15 protein-coding genes and 1 pseudogene are annotated in these 18,931 nt (G+C 68.2%); 7 read left to right on the forward strand and 9 right to left on the reverse strand.

Translation table 11 applies throughout. The features are described 5' to 3' along the window. Nucleotides 1-218: 218 nt before the first annotated feature. The 5 genes and pseudogenes from ACZ6PY_RS29885 to ACZ6PY_RS29905 all read right to left on the reverse strand — a co-directional run bounded on the left by ACZ6PY_RS29885 (nt 219) and on the right by ACZ6PY_RS29905 (nt 4,256). Nucleotides 219-1,010 (reverse strand): phosphotransferase family protein, encoded by a 792-nt coding sequence (locus ACZ6PY_RS29885; protein ID WP_466078458.1) that lies wholly within the window; start codon nt 1,008-1,010, stop codon nt 219-221. A gap of 15 nt (nt 1,011-1,025) precedes the next feature. Then, nucleotides 1,026-1,403 carry a glycine-rich domain-containing protein gene (locus ACZ6PY_RS29890; protein WP_466078460.1) on the reverse strand — a complete coding sequence of 126 codons (378 nt, stop codon included), beginning with the start codon at nt 1,401-1,403 and terminating at the stop codon, nt 1,026-1,028. A gap of 32 nt (nt 1,404-1,435) precedes the next feature. Beyond that, nucleotides 1,436-1,594 (reverse strand): annotated as a pseudogene (locus ACZ6PY_RS29895) (MerR family DNA-binding transcriptional regulator); the annotation flags it as partial. Nucleotides 1,595-1,647: 53 nt separating this feature from the next. Further along, nucleotides 1,648-2,562 carry an alpha/beta hydrolase gene (locus tag ACZ6PY_RS29900; RefSeq protein ID WP_466078463.1) on the reverse strand — a complete coding sequence of 305 codons (915 nt, stop codon included), beginning with the start codon at nt 2,560-2,562 and terminating at the stop codon, nt 1,648-1,650. Nucleotides 2,563-3,194: 632 nt separating this feature from the next. Beyond that, complete coding sequence (locus tag ACZ6PY_RS29905; protein WP_466078466.1) at nt 3,195-4,256, reverse strand: hypothetical protein; 1,062 nt, start codon at nt 4,254-4,256, stop codon at nt 3,195-3,197. 219 nt (nt 4,257-4,475) lie between these two features. Between ACZ6PY_RS29905 and ACZ6PY_RS29910 the strand changes: the two genes are divergently transcribed. The 5 genes from ACZ6PY_RS29910 to ACZ6PY_RS29930 all read left to right on the forward strand — a co-directional run bounded on the left by ACZ6PY_RS29910 (nt 4,476) and on the right by ACZ6PY_RS29930 (nt 8,458). Beyond that, nucleotides 4,476-4,823, forward strand: a complete 348-nt coding sequence (locus tag ACZ6PY_RS29910; protein ID WP_466078469.1) for a hypothetical protein — start codon at nt 4,476-4,478, stop codon at nt 4,821-4,823. Between the two features lie 602 nt (nt 4,824-5,425). After that, entirely contained in the window at nt 5,426-5,806 is a 381-nt protein-coding gene (locus ACZ6PY_RS29915) for a hypothetical protein (protein WP_466078472.1), read from the forward strand. 555 nt (nt 5,807-6,361) lie between these two features. Beyond that, nucleotides 6,362-7,123: a DUF6928 family protein gene (locus tag ACZ6PY_RS29920; RefSeq protein ID WP_466078475.1), complete on the forward strand. Its 762-nt coding sequence runs from the start codon at nt 6,362-6,364 to the stop codon at nt 7,121-7,123. A gap of 293 nt (nt 7,124-7,416) precedes the next feature. Further along, entirely contained in the window at nt 7,417-7,707 is a 291-nt protein-coding gene (locus tag ACZ6PY_RS29925; protein WP_466078477.1) for a hypothetical protein, read from the forward strand. Nucleotides 7,708-8,005: 298 nt separating this feature from the next. Next, complete coding sequence (locus tag ACZ6PY_RS29930; protein WP_466078480.1) at nt 8,006-8,458, forward strand: hypothetical protein; 453 nt, start codon at nt 8,006-8,008, stop codon at nt 8,456-8,458. Nucleotides 8,459-8,598: 140 nt separating this feature from the next. Here ACZ6PY_RS29930 and ACZ6PY_RS29935 read toward each other — a convergent pair whose 3' ends face one another. Continuing rightward, the gene (locus ACZ6PY_RS29935) at nt 8,599-9,174 is read right to left on the reverse strand and encodes a hypothetical protein (protein WP_466078483.1); all 576 of its coding nucleotides are present in this window, start codon (nt 9,172-9,174) and stop codon (nt 8,599-8,601) included. A gap of 1,350 nt (nt 9,175-10,524) precedes the next feature. On the opposite strand from ACZ6PY_RS29935, the gene ACZ6PY_RS29940 reads away from it, so the two are divergent. Together ACZ6PY_RS29940 and ACZ6PY_RS29945 are read left to right on the forward strand one after the other, a co-directional pair. After that, nucleotides 10,525-12,315 (forward strand): HSP90 family protein, encoded by a 1,791-nt coding sequence (locus ACZ6PY_RS29940; protein WP_466078486.1) that lies wholly within the window; start codon nt 10,525-10,527, stop codon nt 12,313-12,315. Continuing rightward, nucleotides 12,312-14,357, forward strand: a complete 2,046-nt coding sequence (locus tag ACZ6PY_RS29945; RefSeq protein ID WP_466078489.1) for a tetratricopeptide repeat protein — start codon at nt 12,312-12,314, stop codon at nt 14,355-14,357. The genes ACZ6PY_RS29940 and ACZ6PY_RS29945 overlap by 4 nt, the downstream gene beginning before the upstream one ends. A 45-nt stretch (nt 14,358-14,402) precedes the next feature. Here the strand turns inward: ACZ6PY_RS29945 and ACZ6PY_RS29950 are convergent, their stop codons facing one another. The 3 genes from ACZ6PY_RS29950 to ACZ6PY_RS29960 all read right to left on the reverse strand — a co-directional run bounded on the left by ACZ6PY_RS29950 (nt 14,403) and on the right by ACZ6PY_RS29960 (nt 18,547). Next, nucleotides 14,403-15,032, reverse strand: a complete 630-nt coding sequence (locus tag ACZ6PY_RS29950; RefSeq protein WP_466078492.1) for a TetR/AcrR family transcriptional regulator — start codon at nt 15,030-15,032, stop codon at nt 14,403-14,405. A gap of 201 nt (nt 15,033-15,233) precedes the next feature. Next, nucleotides 15,234-16,001 carry a glucose 1-dehydrogenase gene (locus ACZ6PY_RS29955; protein ID WP_466078495.1) on the reverse strand — a complete coding sequence of 256 codons (768 nt, stop codon included), beginning with the start codon at nt 15,999-16,001 and terminating at the stop codon, nt 15,234-15,236. Between the two features lie 251 nt (nt 16,002-16,252). Then, a complete protein-coding gene (locus ACZ6PY_RS29960; RefSeq protein ID WP_466078498.1) occupies nt 16,253-18,547 on the reverse strand; it encodes a M14 family metallopeptidase in 2,295 nt (764 codons plus the stop codon). Nucleotides 18,548-18,931: the final 384 nt, after the last annotated feature.

Here is an 18,931-nt window from a genome sequence, read left to right on the forward strand (position 1 = left end):
TATACGCAGGTAGGAAGCCCGTCACCGGTTCGGCCGGTAACGGGCTTCCGCGCTGTTGCCCCTTAAATTGGGAGCAGGCGGTTCGGCTTAGCTGTCCACCGCCGTTGGCCGCCCGGCGGCGGTACTGGTTACCGTCCCGGACCGCGCCCGCCGGCTGATCGTGGAGCCGGAGGTACCGTGACCGGCACGCGCCTGACGAACTGGTGGCCCGCTATGGCTCACCGGTGTGACTGGTGGCCGTCGGTCCGGTGGGCCGCCCACTCGCCGGTCCACATCGCGAGGTCGTGTACCCAGCTCTCGGTGCTCTGCCGGGACTTCGCCGACCATTTCGATGCGTTCCTTGACGCGAAGTTGTCCAGGACGTCGCGGTCAGTCGCCGTCCATGCGGGAAACTGCGCTAGCCATTCTTCTGCCTGTTCGGCGCTGTGGCCGCTGCCGATCAGCCACTGGACGAGCAACGCGAGTTCGACCCATGGTGCGGCCTTGGTTGCCCACGCCCAGTCGACGATCCGTAGGCCGTGTGTGGTCACGATCAGGTTGGCCGGGTTGAGGTCGGAGTGGATGAGTGTCTCGCCGTCCATCGCCGGGTGGGCGAACCCGAGTCGGGCTGTCGGGGTGAACCATGGCTCGCCCGGCGCGGGAGTCTCCTGAAGTGCCTTCAGCGTGACTGCGAGCAGATCGAGATCCGCGTTGCCGGGTGACAGGTCGGGGTGGGGACCGGCAAGATGCTCGGTCCCCACCACCAGCCAGCCATCTGACTCGAAGTGCCACAGAACTGCGGGTGGGTGCCGGTCGATGGCCCGGGTTGCCGTCAGCTCGTAGCGCAGTGACCGAACGTTCAACTCTCCCAAGGCCGCCTTGACGAAGACCGGTCCGGCGGGCCCGGTGACCGTCGAGGCGATCTCCGCGTGGTTGCCACTGGGAGCCGGGGTTACGTCGAAGGCTCCGCCGATCCGTTCGGCGATCCCTGCCGTGACACTCTCAGGCAGAGCGGTCCAGTCGCTACGCATCGGCTCTCTTCTCTGCTACTTGCCGGGCTGAGGCGGGTTCGGCGGGCAGCAGGACTCGGCCTCACCACCCCAGAATTCCATGTCGACCCGGTAGCCGGTGTCGTGCAGCGCCGCGAGTGTGTAGGTGATGGCGCTGCCGTCCTGCATGGCCTCGGTCAGGATCGGCCGGTGGTGTACGTAGTGGCCGGCGATCTCCTTGCAGACGGCGGTGTAGGGCTCGCTGATCTGGAGGGTTGCATGCCATACGGCGTCGACCGGCCGGGTGGGCACGACCCGGTAGGACTCGCCGGTCGGCAGAGGCATCCCGAAGTCGGGCTGGTCCACACGGTCGGCGTACGCCTTCAAGAAGACGAGGAACTGCCCGACCGCACGCTCGGCGTAGGTCTGGGTCACCTCCTGCCTGGCAGCGACGTAGCGCGAGTCGGGACGACAGCGGCCGGCCCGCCGACTTGGCAAATATTTGGCGAACTCCGGCGCTTGATCAGCTCGACCACGGCGCCGGCGTCGTACCTGCGGTAGCCGGAGTGGTCCCGCTCCGGCTCTGGCAGCAACCCCTTGGCGTGATAGTGCCTCACCGTACGCACGGGTCACCCGGCATACGACGCCAGCTCACCGATAGTCAGCATCAGACCAGTCTCTACAGGGTATTCAAGGAGTCGGCCAGGCCGGCTGTGCTTTGTGCGCCCCGGATGATTCGGGCGATCTCCGCGGCGTGGGTGAAGACCAACTGGTGGTCGGCGTCGAGCCAGAACGTGGCGATGTGCGGCTGCTCGCGGAGAAGCCGCTCGACGCCGACACGCCAGTTCTGGTTGAACCGCAGCGCATGTTCCTCGCCGCTGTCGCCGGCCATCGAGGTCGACATGATCATGCTGATGGGCCGGTCGATCGTCTTGTATCGATGGAGGACCCGGGATCGAACTGCATCGATCTCGACGTTCAGGTCGAGAATCTCTCGGGCGGTAAGCAACACCTGACGCGCGGTACCCCGCATGGCCTCCTGCTGCGCCGCCAGCTCCTCCCACATCACGAGAAACGCCGGCACGTCGGCCTCGGTGATGAACGGTTCGGGCACCGGGTTCGCCCCGTCGATGAGAACAAGCTCAGCGACGGTGCCAGGATGCTCGGAGGCATAGTGCACGGCCAGATCCGCACCCAGCGAGTAGCCCACAAGCACGGGCGCAGAGGGCAGGTCAACGCGTTCCAGCTCGGCCATGACGGCGGCGAGATCGCTGAGGAACGCCTCGAAGGAGTACCGGTCGGCGGCCGAGGCGAGGCCATGGCCCCGCAGGTCGAAGGTCACCACGTCGTGGTCGTGCCGCAGCAGTTCGGTCAGCTCCTGCAGGTCTGCCTGCGTCGAGTTCAGCCCGGGGCACAGAACGAGCGGCCGTCCCCGGCCGCCGCGAGACACCGGGATCGTGACACCGTCGTGGTGAATAGTGAAGTGCCGTGCCGCCCTGTCGCCACTCTCCGCCGGCTTCCCATCGTCGCCGTGATGGCCACCCGACTTGCGTAGTCCGGCGACCTCCGTCGCACTGGTTTCTTTCGTGGTCATGTCACCCATGTTGAGAGATTGACCCTGCGTCAAGGTCAACTGCCTCGGCACATGATCTCCCAGCCGCTACCGCCAGCCTGTCCCCTGCACCGGCCGGGGCCGGCTGTCGAATGAGCCGGGCGACTACCTGTTCCACAGGCCACCCGTGCCACGGGAAAGTCACCGACGGTCGGCCAGCGACGGGACAGACGAGGGAGGGTCACCCTGCGCTTGGGCAAGGACGTCTTTCTATTCCGCGATCCAGGCGCTCCGCCCCTCGTCTTGGTAACGCGCTGTCGTCAGCTGGCGTAGTCATCCAGTGGATCTGATCGGGCTGTCCGCCGCTACTGTCGGGACGCTCTGAACCTCGGACCAACGGTGTCTCATGAGACCGGCGAGTCTGGAGAAGGGCCGGGCGCGGCGGGCGCACGCTTCGCGGCATGTCCACGCGTGGCCAACGCTGGACGCATTGGCCGCGCTCTGCGGTGCGATCCTGCTCGTGAGCCGACGGCCCTCGTCGCCGACGCGGCTTGCCCGGGCCCCTCGACCGGGAGTCCGCCTCTGGGTCGCCAGCGACGCAGAGTGATCTGGTTCGCGAGCTCATGTCGCGACGCGAGGACCACATCCGTCCCATGTGGTCCTCGCGCGGCGGGTTATGACAAGGTCTGCGGCTTCCTGGTTCGTACGGTCGCGGCCCGGGTAGTTGACAGGTCCGAGATCAGGTAGGCCGTGACGGCGCCGGCTGGGGTGACGGCCCAGAGATCCGGTACGCCGTCACCGTTGATGTCGGCGGCTTCAAGAGCGGACAGCGTGGTGTCCCGGTTCCAGTTGGTCGAGATCTGGTACTGGGTGTACGCGAGCGTGCCGGTGAAGTCGCCGTTATCGGTGAAGGTAACGCCCTCCCACAGGTACAGCTGCCCGGTCGACTGGTTCCACAGGAACATGGCCGTACCGGACGAGAGCTGGGTGGACGCGATCGTCCAGGTGTTCCAGTCGTGGCCGCCGGTCGGTGTGGCCGTGTTGAGTTGGGCGACATACGCGTAGCCGCCGGTGCCGTTGTAGTTGGGGTAGTAGTCCAGGTAGTAGCCGGTGGCGGCGTCCCCGCTGATCCCGATGAGGTCGGGGTAGAGGTAGTTGTTCCCGGAGGCGTTGTAGGCGTTGGCCAACTGCAGCGGGTTGGCGCCGTTGTTGTCGGTGAACGTGCCGGGGCTTATTGGGGCCGCGTTCTCGTCGAATTGGCTTTGCAGAACTGAGCCGTCGCCGGTCCCATCAAGGATCACCGCGCCGCCGGCACTGTTGCCGGAGGGGTAGTAGGCCAGCACGTCCTGGACTCCACGACCGGTGAAGGTTCCGGTGATGACCTGTGCGCCGTCGAAGTCGGATGGCACGTTGTCGAGGAAGATGTTGTTGCCGTTGGCTCCGATGTTCAGCGCGGGCGTGTTGACCCGTCCGGTCCCGGTGGCGCTGTCGTCGCCCATGACGCCGGTGGCCTGCCACAGCCCGGAGGCGAGACCGGACGTCCCGCCGACCGTGAGGAGATCCGGGATGCCATCGCCGTTGAGGTCCCTGTCGGCGGCGGCCGTAGCCGTTGTCAGCGACACCTTGTGCCTGCCAGTGGAGGCGTGTGCTGCGGCGGCAGGGATTGTGACGGCGGCGGTGAGCAGGGCGGTGGTGGCCCAGGGTAGGAGGTGGCGAGCCGTTCGGCGCGCGGTCATAGGGTCTCCCTCAGGGATGGTTCGCGTACGCAACAACTGCGCGCGCAGCACGCTAGTCCTCGGTCGTATGTTGATCAAGGTCTCTGTGCAGACCTATGGGCCCAGACCGGGAATACCACGGGGCAGCACGGGCTGTGTGTCAGCGCAAGATCGTCGGGTACAAATCCGGCACAAGTGACGACGATGAGTGGCGACAGATGCTGTCAACTGTCGCCAAGCTTGCCGCAGGTCAACCAGCAGATCCGTCCGATTGAGGTTGATTTTCAGCAGTGGAAGTGGGTTCAGGGTTCGATCGTGGGCGTCGTGGTCCACGCCTGGTCCGCGAAGCGCCGTCGAACACCGGACGGGGCGGTACAGATGGCTGACGGCGAGGGTGTGGCGCCCCGCATAGGCGCAGGCGCCAGCAGAGGTGGCTACCAGTTTCGCGTGGATGGACTGCAGCTGATCCCGCTGCACCCGCGGCGGATAGCGGTCAAGGTCGAACACGGTACCGACGCACTCATCGAGGTTCTCAGCCGTGGCCGCGTCACCGATTTGCTGGACCCGCGCCGGCCTTCGTACGTGTGACAGTTCGATCAGCTGTGCTGACCAAGACCGCGCGTGCGCCTCTCCCGCTCTGGTGCGTGCTGGGCTCGTCACGTTCAGTATCCGGTCGGCCATCGCGGTGTGCGTGGTGCGGTGAATGCAGGAGGCGTGACTGGCGCGGCGGACGCCTGGTGCTGACGTCCGTAGGGAGCGGATTACGAGTGCAGGATGCGGTGACGCCAAGGTAGCGACCGCATCTCAGCCGACGGCCAATCGCCCCGGATCCGGCGACCATGCCGGTGCCGGCCTGCGCGGCAGCAGTCCACCGCCGCTGGTTAACCGACACCGGTCTCATGCCGGGACCGGGGGAGCGGGATGGGAGCAGGCGGGTGCGCTCAACGGCATGGAACAGCACTCAACGGGCTTGAACGGCGTCTAAATGCACCCACCGCGACCTGCGAGTTCTCGTTTCCGCAGGTCAGAGTCGGTGCAGCGTCCTGCTTCACACCGAAGAGGTCACTGGTTCGAGCCCAGTATTGCCCACACAGGTAGAAGGCCATCCCATTCGTTGGGGGTGGCCTTTTGCTGCCCGTACAGCAGTTGCAGCAACCGCGGTCGTTGTGGGTGGGGCACTGCCGAGGAGGATGGCGAACGTGACGGACGTGCTGAGGGTCCAGGACCTTCGCCAGGTGTGCGGACTGCTGCTGGACGCGGTGGAGGAGCGGTTCGGGGCGGAACTCGACCCGTTGGGGGTTGGTGTCGACCTCTACTGGAACGTCGACCTGCGGTCCGCGTTCGAGCTGGGGCATGACCCGGCGGTGGGGATTGACGTCGGGCAGAGCAGTGACGATGTGGCGGAGCTGCATGCACTGCTGCGCCGTCCGGCTGGCGAGATGCCGGTGCTCTGGCACGACCTGCAACACCTCGCCGGTGTTCTGCGGCTGTTGGCCTACCTCGACCTGCCGGCGTCAGCACCGGCGACCGCCGACGGAGCACCGCCGCCACCTGTGCCGCCCGGCACCTGACCGGGTGGTGCGTCAGTTGCCGAGGAATTCGCCGCGGCGTTTGAGTTGATCGAAGGCCGGCGGGCGTGGCCGCATCAGCGGCAGGAAAGCCGCTCGGCATCTCCGACGTCGAGTCCAGCGATCCGGCAAGGAACGCCGCGCTGGCGTGGCCGACGAGCGTCTGCGTTACACATCAGTCTCCGGACGGGGTGACACGTCCCGCTGGATGCCCTCTTCTCTGTCGCTCGACGGGGGCGGTGCAGACCCACCCGTCAGTGGCACGGAAGCGGCGACGGCCGCTTCCATGATCCCCGTCTGGGCGGCGTATCCAGGAGATCGGACCGCCGGTCCGAGCCAGCCCCTGACGGTGGCTGCCACCGCCGCACGCGGCGGCCTGGCCGGCACCATATGGTGGCCTTTCGATCTGTCACAGAGTTTCTGAGGCCGGCAGGCTGTCGGGTCTCAGAACGTTGGTTACAGATCGGTCTCAGGACGTCTGTGACACCTTCCGCTAAACGATCATGTCCGCCGGGTGGCATGCGGGAGGTGGCCTGTCACAGAACTGGGAGGAGCGACGTGGGCGCGAAAACAGCCCTGCTGGCGTTCACCGACGGCAACATCCGTCCGGCGCTGCGTGGCGCCACGCGGTCTGAGCGAGCCGAGACCGAGGCACTGGTACGTCAAGTCCACCCCGGCTACGTCGTCGAACCCGCCGATGACAACACGTTGCTCGACGGCACCTACCCGCCAGATGACCTCACGTACGCCACCGTGCGGGCCGGGGCAGAGCTGTACTGCGATCGACGGCTCATGCTCGATCGCCCGTCTGAGCTACCGGAGCACCTGCGCCGAGCCGGAGCGGGCCGGCGAATCATCATGCACGGGATGCACTCGGTCGTGGACTGGCTCGGTTTCGCGGTGTGGGAGGACGGCGTACTCATCAGATCGCTGAGCCTGTCACCCGACGGCGGCATCCAGGAGAACATCGGCAAGCCGTACGACTTCGAGTTGCCGTACTCGGCCGGTGAGCATCCCGTCGAGGCAGTACCAGGCTTGCACAACCAGGATCCCTACCCGCTGCCGTTCCATCCCCTCGACCTCGGCGAGGAAGCGTTGCATGCGTTGTTCGGCTTCATCATCGAGGGCCTTCCTTCCCCCGACGACATCGACGCTGACTCCGTTCATCTGCACGGATTTCGCGTGACCGACCCGTCCGGCAAGGAACAGGCCGCCCGTGAGGCCGCATACGCGGAGGCACTACAGAGCATGGGACCGCCTCGGATGTACCGCATGGGGCCGGACGGCACGATGCACGAGGTCAGCCCCGACAGCTACTGATCCGCCTACCGAACTCATGCCCGGCCCAGCATCCGAGGCGCGGATGGAAGCCCTGTCCGCGATGGTTGAACGGCACGGTGGCCGCTTGCCGGCTCCTCGATCGGCTAGCCGAGCTAGAGACACCGGGCCGTCTCTGGGCCGCCTGGGCCGTCAGACGCGACCAGGGATTACCAGAGACGACCAGCAACGCCCGAAGGAACGGCTGGTCAGCCGCCATGCGCGGGTGGCTGACCTGGTGGGCGACGGACGAGTCGACCTGTACGCCGGATTCAGGGCCGCACGATACTGGGCACGTGCTGGCAGATGAGGAGTACGAGCGGGCGCTCAGTGCGGCGCGGCAGAGGACGGCGGGCGGAGAGGACCTGGACGCGACGATCGCGTTCTTGCGCAGGGAAGGGTTCGGGATCCTCTCCTGCATCAAGGCGGTCCGCACCTTGCGGGGCGTTAGCCTCGGTGGAGCGAAGGAGTTGGTCCACCTCAGTCCGGCGTTCGCGGATCAGCGGGAAACGCACGACGCCTTCCATGACGTCGCAGAGCAGTCGCTTGAGCTTGACGGCCGATCTGACGAATGGCCCACCGCTTGAGCATCGCCCGCCGCTGGCACAGCGGGAGGGTCAGCAAGGATGTCGCCGTGGCGGACGCTGGGCGGCCATCCTCCACACCGAGCAAGCCAGCTTCGACACCACGACTCCTGGATCCGAGGCATAGCGAGTGTCGACAGAAACGGGTTGGTACGGGGACGGGCGCCGACCGCCGATCACGGACAGTCGCCCGAGGTCGCGGACGAGGACGGACCTCGCCGGACGGAGCGACCAGAACTTACAAGCGTGTGGTCTGGCGCACCCGGCGGACGGGGATCCGCGGAGCAAGCACGGTCGGCAAGTGATCAACATGCGAGACGTCGGGGTTCGGGTCCTGGCCGGTGATATGGCTAGCGAGGAACTGCCGATGGTTGCGGCACGAGCGCTTGCCGAGGGGCTGGATAGTCCATCGTTGCGCGTACTCGCTGGGCTCTCCCGAGGCGAGTACCGCGAGGCACGCGAGCTGCTGGACCAGGTGGTCGACGAGTTGGGCCTGCCTGAGCTGCCAGACGAGGATCAGGCCGTCTGGGAGGTGGTCGTCTCGTATGCGCGACGTTTGGTGTCCGGGGCCGTCGCGCCGGTGGAAGGCGCGCACGCCATCGCCGCTTATGGCGGCTCTCTAGGATTCCCGGAGCCCCTTGCCACGTTCGCCATCCTGGCCGACCTGTGGGAGGACAACGCCGCTGGGCGTGCCCAACTTGAACAGGACATGGTGCGCGAGGCGGAAACCATGCTGCGTGACGTGGGTGACTAACTGGGTGACGATCGGGTCGGACACCATGCGACGAGCACGGACGATCGTGGACCATGTCCGCAGCCCAGAGCCAACAAGGCAGCAGGTGATCGGGCCGTGATTGTTGCCTGGGGGTCGAGCAGGCGCGCCAGCCTCACCTCTCACACGTAGTCACGCCAGAAGGTGACAGTCACCCTGGGCTGTCGGAACTCCTGATCGATGTAGTGGGCGAGGTCGTGGCCATACACGATGGTGTCGGTCAGCCGGTGGATGGACAGCACGGGATGCGCGAACGAGCCGCGGCCGGCCGGCAGGTAGCGGTGGGCGTACACGGGAACCATCTGAGGAACGTCGGCGAGGAGGCGCTTCGCCTTGGCGATGCGCCGGTTGGGGTCGTGAGGGCGATTGCCCCACCCGGGTGGCCACTCGCCCTGCTCGATGTCGTCGAGCGCGATTGTGAGCGGCCAGTCAACCTGCTCCTGCAGGGCGTCGGAGTCGAGGCGCCAGTTCGGCCAGCCCCAACTTGCCTTGTCGGGGTGGTCATCGTGCCCAGGTGTCCAGACGGGCAGCCCGGCCGCGAGGAAGGCGCGATGGTCGTCGGCGAACTCGAAGCCGAACCGTCGCTCGATGCTGACGAACTCGGCGTCGGTGAGCCCTGGCTGGATGTGAACCAGGTCCAGCTGTGCCAACCGCCGAGCGGCCTCGATACCCAATGCCACTCCGGCACCATTCGTCACCGGGGAAGCGTAGCGATCTGGCCGCCGTATGCGCGTGCGGGTTACGGAGGCGCGGGGCAACAGAGGCAGCGAACGAAACGGCAACCGGTAACACCGGACGTGGCTGGACTCCGAACAACGTGCATGGACTGAGGTTTCCTGGGAGCAGGCGACAGCCGTCAGTGGTCTCCAGCCGCGTCCACACCGAAGGGGTCTGAGGTCGCCTGGCCGCGAGGTGCTGACCGACGGCAGGCCAGAGCGTGCTCCCAGGTAGGCGGCGGGCTGTAGAGTCCGCTGTCGGCCGGCTGCATATCCGCCGGGCAGGACGGAGCCTTTGATGGGGAGAGTTCCGCGATTCGCCGCGGCCCTGGCGTTCAGCTTGCTCGTACTGATGGCCCCCGCAGGATGTAGCCGGTACTTCGGGTGCGCACCCCAGCCGCCAGAAGACATCTCCGAGTCAGACCTGGCAGGGGTCTACACCAGTCTTGACGGTGGAAGAGTCGAGCTAGGCGAAGATGGGCGCTACAGCGCCAGCAATCTTCCCGGGGCCAATGAAGAGGGCACGTGGACGCTCGATCTCGATTCAGAGAGCACCGAGGACTTGAGGCTTGAAGACCTGCAGCTGTGGATCTCCGGCAACCGAGAAGAGCCCTGGCTGTACCGATTTGAAGGCGACCCCGACAATTGTGACCTAATTAAGTTCCACCGGGCCGCCCGCTGACCTCAAGATCGCTCTCCTCCCCGTTATGAGAGTTCGACTGCAGTGAGGGACCTACTCCGCGACGAAGACGCCCACACCTGGCAGGCTTTCACCCAACGGCACCTATGGGAGGTTGCCGAGGAGGACGATTTTCCCCGGTTGGCGCTGTCGGCCGTCCTCGCCGGCGTGGATGTATGGCGCGTCCCCTGCGATCGGGCATCCACGCCATCGGATAGCTGCGGTACGAGGAGGCGCTAGCGCTCCCTTCGACCTCCCCAACTCGGCCGCTCACGTAGCCAGCCGTTGTGGCGAGCCGATGAGGCGGACTTCTTACGACGAGTACGTCCTGGCGGCAGCGCTCACCCTCGCGCGTCCCCACCGGCCGGTCTGGTCGTGGCGGCATTGGCGGCGCATCGCCCGATGTGGCGCGGACTTGCCATGCCGCAGCCGAGGTTGTCCGCATGCGCCACGCATGCATGTTCGGTTTCGCATCAGGTGGCTGTGCCGAGGGTGGAGGCGCTGCGGGTGGCGACCTGGCACCAGATCCGGAGCCGCGATTCAGAGGCTGAGGGAGCCTCGGGAGCGGGCCGTTGCGGAGGCCCACGCACGGGGTGTCTCGCGATAGCCGCAGCCGCTAAGGTGCTCCCGACCGGATCATGGGGGAGTTCGTGGTGAGTCACACGTTCCACGTCGACCTGCGCGGCATCGTCGACCTGCTCAGTCATCACCTGTACGCCAGCCCTCGCGTCTACGTCCGGGAGCTGCTGCAGAACGCCGTCGACGCCATCACCGCACGGCGAGTGATCGACCCCGCTGCTCCGGGCGTGATCCGGATCCATCCTCCGGAGACCACGGGGGACGGGACCCTGTGCGTCGAGGACACGGGCGTCGGCCTGACCGAGGCGCAGGTGCACGAGCTGCTGGCCACCATCGGCCGTAGCTCCAAGCGGGACGAGCTGGGATTCGCCCGGCACGAGTTCCTCGGGCAGTTCGGCATCGGCCTGCTCTCCTGCTTCCTGGTTGCCGACGAGATCAGGGTCAGCACCCGCGCGGCCGGCTCGCCGACCGTCGAGTGGACCGGGTACGCCGACGGGCGCTACGAGCTGCGCCTTGCTCCGGCGGAGCGGGACCGTGCCGAGCAGGGCACCAGGGTCACCCTTGTGCCGCGGCGGGGCGAGGAGCACTGGCTACGCCGGGACGCCGTCATCGAGATCGCGTCCCTGTACGGCTCCATGCTGCCCCTCCCGGTGCACGTCGACGACAGGCTGATCACCACCGGGTTGGCGCCGTGGGAGACCGACGCCGCGGAGACGCCGGCGGCCCGCCGGGCGCGCGTCGACGCGTACGCCCGGGAGGTGTTCGGGTTCGCGCCGTTCGACGTGATCGACCTGGCGGTGCCCGCGGCGGGGCTGCGCGGGGTGGCGTTCGTACTGCCCATGCCGGCCAGCCCGGCGGCGCGGGCGGCCCACCGGGTCTACCTCAAGCAGATGCTGCTCTCCGAGGACATCGAACGGTTGCTGCCCGACTGGGCGTTCTTCGTCCGCTGCGTGGTCGACACGGGCGAACTGCGGCCGACCGCGAGCCGGGAGGCTCTCTACGAGGACGCCCTGCTCGACCAGGTCCGCGAGTCCCTGGGTGACTGCCTGCGAGGCTGGCTCACCCGGCTGGGACGCACTGATCCCCGACGGCTGCAGGCCTTCCTGCGGGTTCACCATCTCGGCGTCAAGGCGCTCGCCGTGCACGATGACGAGATGCTACGGCTGGTCGACCAGTGGTGGCCGTTCGAGACGAACATGGGCCCGCTCACCCTCGCCGAGTTCCGTGAGCGGCACTCGGTGGTGCGGTACACGCCGTCGGTCGACGAGTTTCGCCAGCTCGCCGCCGTCGCCGCCGCGCAGGGCATCGCCGTGGTCAACGCCGGCTACGTGTACGACGCACAGCTGCTGGGCCGGCTGCCCGACCTCGACCCGGCGATCGTCACCGAGCTGCTCACCGCGAGTGACCTCGCGACCCGACTGGAACCGCTCGACCCCGAGGCCGATCTCGCGGTGCGCCCCTTCCAGACCCTGGCGCAACGCACCCTCGACCCACTCGGCGTCGAGGTTCTCGTCCGCGCCTTCGATCCGGCCAGCCTGCCGGCGCTGCACCTGCTCGACGGTGACACCGCGCTGGCGGTCGACCTGCGTCAGGGGCAGGAACAGGCCGACGCGCTGTGGTCGTCGATCCTGGGCACCTTCACTCAGGACCGCACCGACCGTCCGCAGCTGGTCTTCAACTATCGCAACCCGCTGGTCCGCCAAGCGGTCGCCGCTTCCGACGAGGAACTCACCACGTTGGCGGTCGAGGGCCTCTACGTGCAGGCGCTGCTGCTGGGCCACCAGCCGCTGCGACCGGCGGACACCGCGGCCTTGAACCAGTCGTTCCTCGGCCTGCTCGCCCGAGCGATGGGACAGCCGCGATGACCACCTCGTCGAGCGAGCTGCACGAGCGGCTAGCCCAGGCGTACGCGCTTCCGCGCGGCCCGGCGCGCTTCGCGGCGCTGGACGCGGTCTTCCGGCACGCCGACGCCGCAGGAGACATCCCGTTCGCCTTCTCTGCCCGGATGAACGCGATCAGCGACTTCCACCACGGCGGTGACCCCACCCGGGCGTTCCTCGCCTTCTCCTGGTGCCTGTCGGTCTTCGACAAGCAACCAGAGGTGGTCGGCCGTCAGTACGCCCACCGCCTGCTGTGGGACTTCAAGTGGATCGTCTGGGCACTGCCACAGTTCCCCGACATCCCCATGGATCGCACCATGGCGGTCCTCGACGACATGCAGCGCCGGTACCAGCTTGCCGGCCACAGCCTGCACGCTGTCCACCAGCACCGCTGGCTGGTCGCGCACCACGTCGGGGACATGGCGGCGGCGCAGGACTCGTACGACCGGATGCTCCCCGCCAAGCGCGACAACTTGTCGGACTGCTCGGCGTGCGTCCCCTCGGGACAGGTCCGGCACCTCACCTCCCTCGACCGCTTCGAGGAGGCCATTACCGTGGGGGAGCCGTTCAAGCGCGGCGGCTGCAGCGAACAGCCTCAATGGATGCTCAGCGAGCTTCTCACGCCGTACCTGCGTACCGGCCGCTTCGACGAGGCCGTCGAGGCGCACCGGGAGGGCTATCGGCGGATCCGGGACGACCGGCACCACCTCGACAACCTCGCCCAGCATGTGCTGTTCTGCGGGCTGACCGGCAATGAGCCGCGCGGGCTGGAGCTTGTCGAACGGCACCTGAGCTGGCTGGAACGGCCCTCATCGCCCTACGCGGCGATGGAGTTCGCCGCCTCCGCCGCACTGGTCCTTGGCCGGCTGCGGGCGTCGGGGCGCGGTGATCTCGTGGTGTCCCGCCGTTCCGACGACGGCACCCGCCGCTGGGACGCGACGGTGGCCGAGGTCCACGACGAGGTGGCCCGACAGGCCCGCACCATCGCCGCCCGGTTCGACGCCCGCAACGGCAACCGGCACCAGAGCAACCGGATCGAGGCGCGGATGGCCGCCGAGCCGGTGATCGAGCGGCTGCCGCTCACCGTTCTCGCCGGGTGCTCGGCCGACACCGCGCGGGCCACCGACCCGAAGCTCGTGGCCCTCGTCGAGCGGGTGGCCGTGCTGACCGGCGCCGGCGACGCCGCCGGCGCGGCGCGGGCCCGGCTCGACGTCGCACACGCGCTGCGTAACGCCGGCCGGTGGGAGGACGCGGTCGAAGCCGCCGAGGAGGCGGTCCGCAGCCTCGACCGTGCCGGTCTGCGCGACGACGCCGCTCGCTGCCGCTACCTGCTGTGGGAGCTGTATCGAAGGGCGTATCACCACCGGGACTCCGCCGAAGCGCTCCTCACCCAGCTCAGCGAGATGGAGCACCTGCCCGAAGGAGTGCCGCCGCTGGAGGTGATCCTGGAGGACGCCGCCGGCTCGACGCGCGGCGAGCAAGCTGTCACCCACCTGCTCGCCGCCGCCGATCGCCATCGCGCCAGCGGCACCACCGAAGCGGAATTGCGGGTGTTGAGCAAGGCGCTCGTGCTGCTTGCCCGTCGACCGCCCAGCGAGCACGCATGGACCGTACTGAAGCGCGTTGACACCCTGCGTAACGTTGCCAGGCAACCACCAGCGGAGCAGGCGGGGAACGTCCAGGCCGCCGCTGCCCGCCTGCTGGCCGCGGCCGACCGCATCGACGAGGCGCTCGCCCGACTCGAGGTGGCCGTGACCCTGTTCAGCCCCGACGAGTTGGCCGACGAGCGCCGGGCTGTCCGGTTTCAACGGGCGCGCCTGCGACTTCGCGCCGGTGATCCGGCCGCCGCGGAGTCGGAGGCGCGCGAGGTGCTGGCGGAGGATCCCGACGAGTACGGCTGGTCAGCCGGTGCCCTCCTCGCGCGAGCCTTGCGTGCTCAGGGCCGGCCGGATCAGGCAGCCGAGGTCCTGGCCGCACATCAGATCGACGCCGAATACCTCGACGAGGCGGACGATGACGTGTACTGAACCACTGCGCTGCTTGTGTGAAATGTCCTACCCGCGCTGGGCGCGTCAGGCCGCCCGGTGGATCCGCGGCGCAGGCCCCTCGAGCGGGGTACGTCCGGGAGCGCGTATCCCGTCGAGCAGGATGGTGACGACGCGACGCCAGCCGTCGGGTCCCGCGTCGACGCCCAGGCAGTGGTCGATGTCCAGTGGGGCGCGGGAGCAGATGAGGATGTCCTGCCAGGTCACGTCGGCGCGTAGTGCGCCCGCGGCGTGTGCCCGTTCGGTCAGTTGGGCGACCGCGTCCTGAAGGGCGGCGGTCCGCTGTGCTACCTCGGGCGACGGGGGGCCTTCGCACTCGGCGGTGACCTCGGCCAGTCCGCGGCTCTCCCGGTGGGCTCGAGCCAGCTCCACCACGAACTCGGCCAGGCCGTCCCAGGGATCCGCGCGTTCCATGCACTCCCGCGCGATGTCGCACAACTCGTCATAGAGGCTGAGCACCACCGCGTTGAGCAGCGTTTCCTTGGTGCCGAAACGCCGGTAGAGCGTGCCAACCCCCACGCCGGCCGCCGTCGCGATGTCGAGCGCCGAGACGTCGAGCCCCCGTGCGGCGATCGCCTCCCGCGTCGCGGCGATGAGCTGGCGCCGGTTGCGTCGCGCGTCCGACCGGACGTTCGGCTCGCGGTCCAGATCAGGCATCAGAACAGCATACCGCAACCGGACGGCTTCCGTCCGAATCCTGTTCACTGGCTGCTCGGAGGCACCCGGGCGCAGCCTCCGGACAACCGGCGAGGCGCTGGCGGGCGAGGTCTCCGGCTGCAGATCCCGACTGGTGCCGGAATCGTCCACCGGAGAGCTCTGTCCTTCCGGCAACGTCGGTGGAAGGGGTCTCACCCCGCGTCAGCCGGCGGTGAGACCCCCGTCGATCGCGAGCGCGCTCCCGGTGATGAAGGGGGCGTCGTCGCTCAGGAGGAAGGCCACGAACGCCGCGATCTCCTCGGGCCGCCCGATGCGTCCCACCGGGTGCATCGCGCTGCCGGCCCGGAGGCTCGCTTCCGGGTCCGGGCCGAGGTTGCCCCGCAGCAGCGGGGTGTCCACGCCGCCGGTGACGAGAGCGTTGATCCGCACACCCGACGCGGCGACATCGAGTGCCGCCGACCGGGTGAGCCCGACGACCCCGTGCTTGGTGGCACTGTAGGGCGCCATCCCCGCCGCGCCGGTGACGCCGGTGGTGGAGGCGTTGTTGACGATGGCGCCGCCACCGGACGCCTGCAGCGCGGGAATCTGGTACTTCAACCCGAAGAAGACGCTGTTCAGGTTGAGTGCCACCTCGGCGTTCCAGGCGTCCTCGTCGATCTCGGTGACCGGACCCATCGCGGTGGCGGCGCCAACGTTGTTGAAGGCGCCGTCGAGCCGGCCGTAGTGGTCGAGGGTGCGCGCCACCACCTGTTCCACCTCGGCGGCGCTGGTCACGTCGGTCGGCACGAAGATCGCCTCTCGGCCGGCGGACCGCAGCTCGGCGACGAGCGCCTCTCCCGCGTCCCTGCCGCGCGCCGCCAGAACGACCTTCGCGCCCTCCGCGGCGACCCGTTCGGCGAGAGCTCGGCCCATCCCTGAGGTGGCGCCGGTGACGAGAACGACCTTGCCGGTAAAACGCTGGGAGTTCATGCCTTGCCTCCACATTTTTAGCTGCTGGTTGCGGCCGGGTTCCTCAGGACCGCAGCCGGACGACTGTCGTCCGGTTGGCGAAGCTAGTTCAAGGGGACGAGAGCCGTCCACTTATCGCGGAGGTGGGGCCGGTGACCCTGGCCACCCCGTCGTGCGGAATAAAACCGCTGCTCGAAGGGCCATTGCCTCGTCAGCGAGGGCGGGCCCTCACTGACGAGGCAATGATCACGAGATGACGCTGTGCGTTCTGACTACTGCTGGGCGATCGTGATCGTCGCCGTACGGTAGTTGTTGCGCCTGTCGTTCTTCGACGGGTCGTAGTTCTGCTCGATGTTGCCGGCGCTGTCGACCGAGAACCAGTGGAACGTGGTCGTCTCGGTCACGTGGAACACCTGCCCCGGCTCACGGAACTCGGTCGCCGCGTAGCGCGGCGAATCGAGGGTCGGCCGGCTGCCGTCCGTCGTGTAGTAGATGGTGGCCGGCTCGCTCGTCTCGAAGCGCACGTCGACGGGCGTGGTGTACCTGCCGCCGCCGGGTACGAGCTGGGACGTCGGCTTCTGGTGGTCCTTGCCCCAGTCCGCCGCGATCCGGAACATCTCCATGATGCCGTTGGCGTACTCCATCGTCTCCGAGTGGCCGCTGACGAGGTCCGGGTCGCCCACCCACGCCGGCTGGAACGAACCGCCCTGCCAGTTGCCGGTGGCCGGGTTGTAGACCGAGCCGCCGACCTCCCAGCCGAAGGCGTAGATCCCGTACGTGTAGTAAAGGTCCTCGCGCACGTTGCCCGCGGAGGAGTAGAGGACGTCCGACGAGCCGCCGACGTTCTCCGGCGTGACGACGGTCTGCCGGTGCGCCTTCACCTGCGACAGGATCCGGGCGGCCGACTGCCAGTAGAACGCCTCGTCACCCAGGGGCGGACGCGGCGTGGTGATCCGCCCGTCCGCGATGTAGGCGCCCGGCTGCCAGAACAGCTGGCCGCCGTTGGAGTGCACCGACATCATGAACTTGATGTTCGAGTACTTCTCGACCAGCCAGATGATGTTCTTCGACTCCGGCTCGGACAGCTTCTCCGGGCCCTGGTAGGTGTCGCTGACGCAGCTGTTCGACCCGCCCGAGTAGCCGTCGTGGGCCGATCCGACCCGGTAGTTCCGGTTCAAATCGACGCCCCAGGAGTTGCGCCGGGCCGGATCGGCGTTGTCGTCCGGGCAGTGGTTCGTCATGTTCCGGCGCTGCGAGGCGAAGTTGTAGAAGCTGTAGTTCGCCCCGTCCGGGTTGTTGGACAGGATGAAGAAGATGTCGGTGTTGTCGACGATCTTCTTGGTCTCCCGGTCGGACCTGTAGTTGTGCACCAGACGCTCGGCCGACTCCAGGCTTGTCGTCGCGGGCACCCATTCGCGGGCGTGGTCCTGCGCCTGGATCAGCACGCCCGGGTTCCTGCCGTCGCGGTGCTTGCCGATCCGTAGGACGGGGATCGTGGCCGGGCCGCGCGGCACCTCACCCTCCGGCGCGCCGACGCGCTTCTGGTCGAGGAAGTCGGTCAGCGCGACCGGGCCCGAGGTCGCCGCGACGATGCCGGTGCCCGCGTTGGTCCGGTACGGGTGCGCCCGGTCGATCAGGCCCTGAGACTGGCTTTCCAGTGCCGCCGCCACCTGTGCGGCTGTGCTCGCCGGCTCACCGGAAGCGTCCTTCGCGAGGAGGACGCGGATCGCCTTGCCCGCAACCTCGACACCGAGCGGGAGGTTCGCCCCCGGCCGGTCCACGAACTCGACGGTGATGTCGTTGCCGCCCTCGTGGCCCCAGGCCGCCGAGCTGACGACGACAGCGCTCTGCCCGGTGCCGCCGATCGTGGCCTGCGCCTTCCGCTGGTAGCCGTTCGTCTTGTTCGGCAGGTAGACGATCTCGGCGATGTCCGGGTACTGGTGGGCGATCTCCTCGGCGCGGCTGAAGAGCTGCTGCGGGTGCCGGTAACCGTCGACGAAGTCCCACTTGTAGGCGGGGTTCGCCGTCAGCGGCGCCGCGCCGTCCTCGAGCCAGTTGGAGACGTAGCCGGTGGCGACGCCTCCCGTCGAGCTCGTGACCCGGATCTGGCTCGGGCGGGCGTCGAGCTTGAACAGGTTCCGGTGGAACATGTACTGCCCGGAGTCGACGAACCGGCTCATGGTCCGCGCGGAGCCGAACGGGGTGCCCGCGCCCGAGTCGTTCTCGAGCTGCATCCCGACGACCGGGCTCGTCTGCGCCCCTTCGGTGGTCCGTGCCTCGACGTAGAGGAAGCCCTGGCCCTTCGTCGTGAACCAGTCGGCGCGGGCGATCCGTACCGTCTCCTGGTGGGTGAGCGGCTGGACGGCAGTCGTGCGGAGTGTCTGGAGGCCACCGTCGGCCTCCTCGCTCCAGGCGAAGCCCTCGCTGTCGCCGAGGATCTCGACGCCCAGCGCCTCGAGTTCGGCGACCTGCTCGGCGGTCGCCACCGCCTCGCCTTCGATGCCCGTCGGCACGCGCTTCAGACCGTGTTCGAGGTCGAAGCCGGCGGCGGCCACCTTGTCCAGCATGTCGGCGCCGGTCAGCTTGATGTGTACGAGGCGTGCGGCCTCCGGAACCTCAAGGCCGGATCGTCCTGAACCGGCCGCGGCTGCCGGCCCGGCGGCATCCGCACCCGCGGGCCCGGTTGCCATGAGGACGCTTCCCACCAGGGTGGGCAGCGCGAAAAGCGCGATGCGTCGTCGTGTGTGGCGCATACTCCCCTCCTTCTGCTTGCGACGTGCGGTTGACGCGGTGGCCGGCCAGGCTGCGGGTCAGGCCGTCCATGCGTGACGGTCACGCCGGGCTCGCGCAGGGTCGGCCCGTGCACGACGGTGGTCGCCGCCGTGACGGGGTCGGGGAGGACCGTGAGTGAGCCGGGTTGCGCCGAGCGTATGCAGGTTCGTCGCTTCCGC

The sequence above is a fragment of the Micromonospora sp. NPDC048907 genome, from assembly GCF_055586885.1.

What these genes read in the sequence shown, in the direction of transcription:
- ACZ6PY_RS29885 (WP_466078458.1), bottom strand. Translation starts at nt 1,010, where the DNA reads ATGCGTAGCGACTGGACCGCTCTGCCTGAGAGTGTCACGGCAGGGATC.
- ACZ6PY_RS29900 (WP_466078463.1), bottom strand. Translation starts at nt 2,562, where the DNA reads ATGACCACGAAAGAAACCAGTGCGACGGAGGTCGCCGGACTACGCAAG.
- ACZ6PY_RS29905 (WP_466078466.1), bottom strand. Translation starts at nt 4,256, where the DNA reads ATGACCGCGCGCCGAACGGCTCGCCACCTCCTACCCTGGGCCACCACC.
- ACZ6PY_RS29915 (WP_466078472.1), top strand. Translation starts at nt 5,426, where the DNA reads ATGGCGAACGTGACGGACGTGCTGAGGGTCCAGGACCTTCGCCAGGTG.
- ACZ6PY_RS29945 (WP_466078489.1), top strand. Translation starts at nt 12,312, where the DNA reads ATGACCACCTCGTCGAGCGAGCTGCACGAGCGGCTAGCCCAGGCGTAC.
- ACZ6PY_RS29950 (WP_466078492.1), bottom strand. Translation starts at nt 15,032, where the DNA reads ATGCCTGATCTGGACCGCGAGCCGAACGTCCGGTCGGACGCGCGACGC.
- ACZ6PY_RS29955 (WP_466078495.1), bottom strand. Translation starts at nt 16,001, where the DNA reads ATGAACTCCCAGCGTTTTACCGGCAAGGTCGTTCTCGTCACCGGCGCC.
- ACZ6PY_RS29960 (WP_466078498.1), bottom strand. Translation starts at nt 18,547, where the DNA reads ATGCTGGACAAGGTGGCCGCCGCCGGCTTCGACCTCGAACACGGTCTG.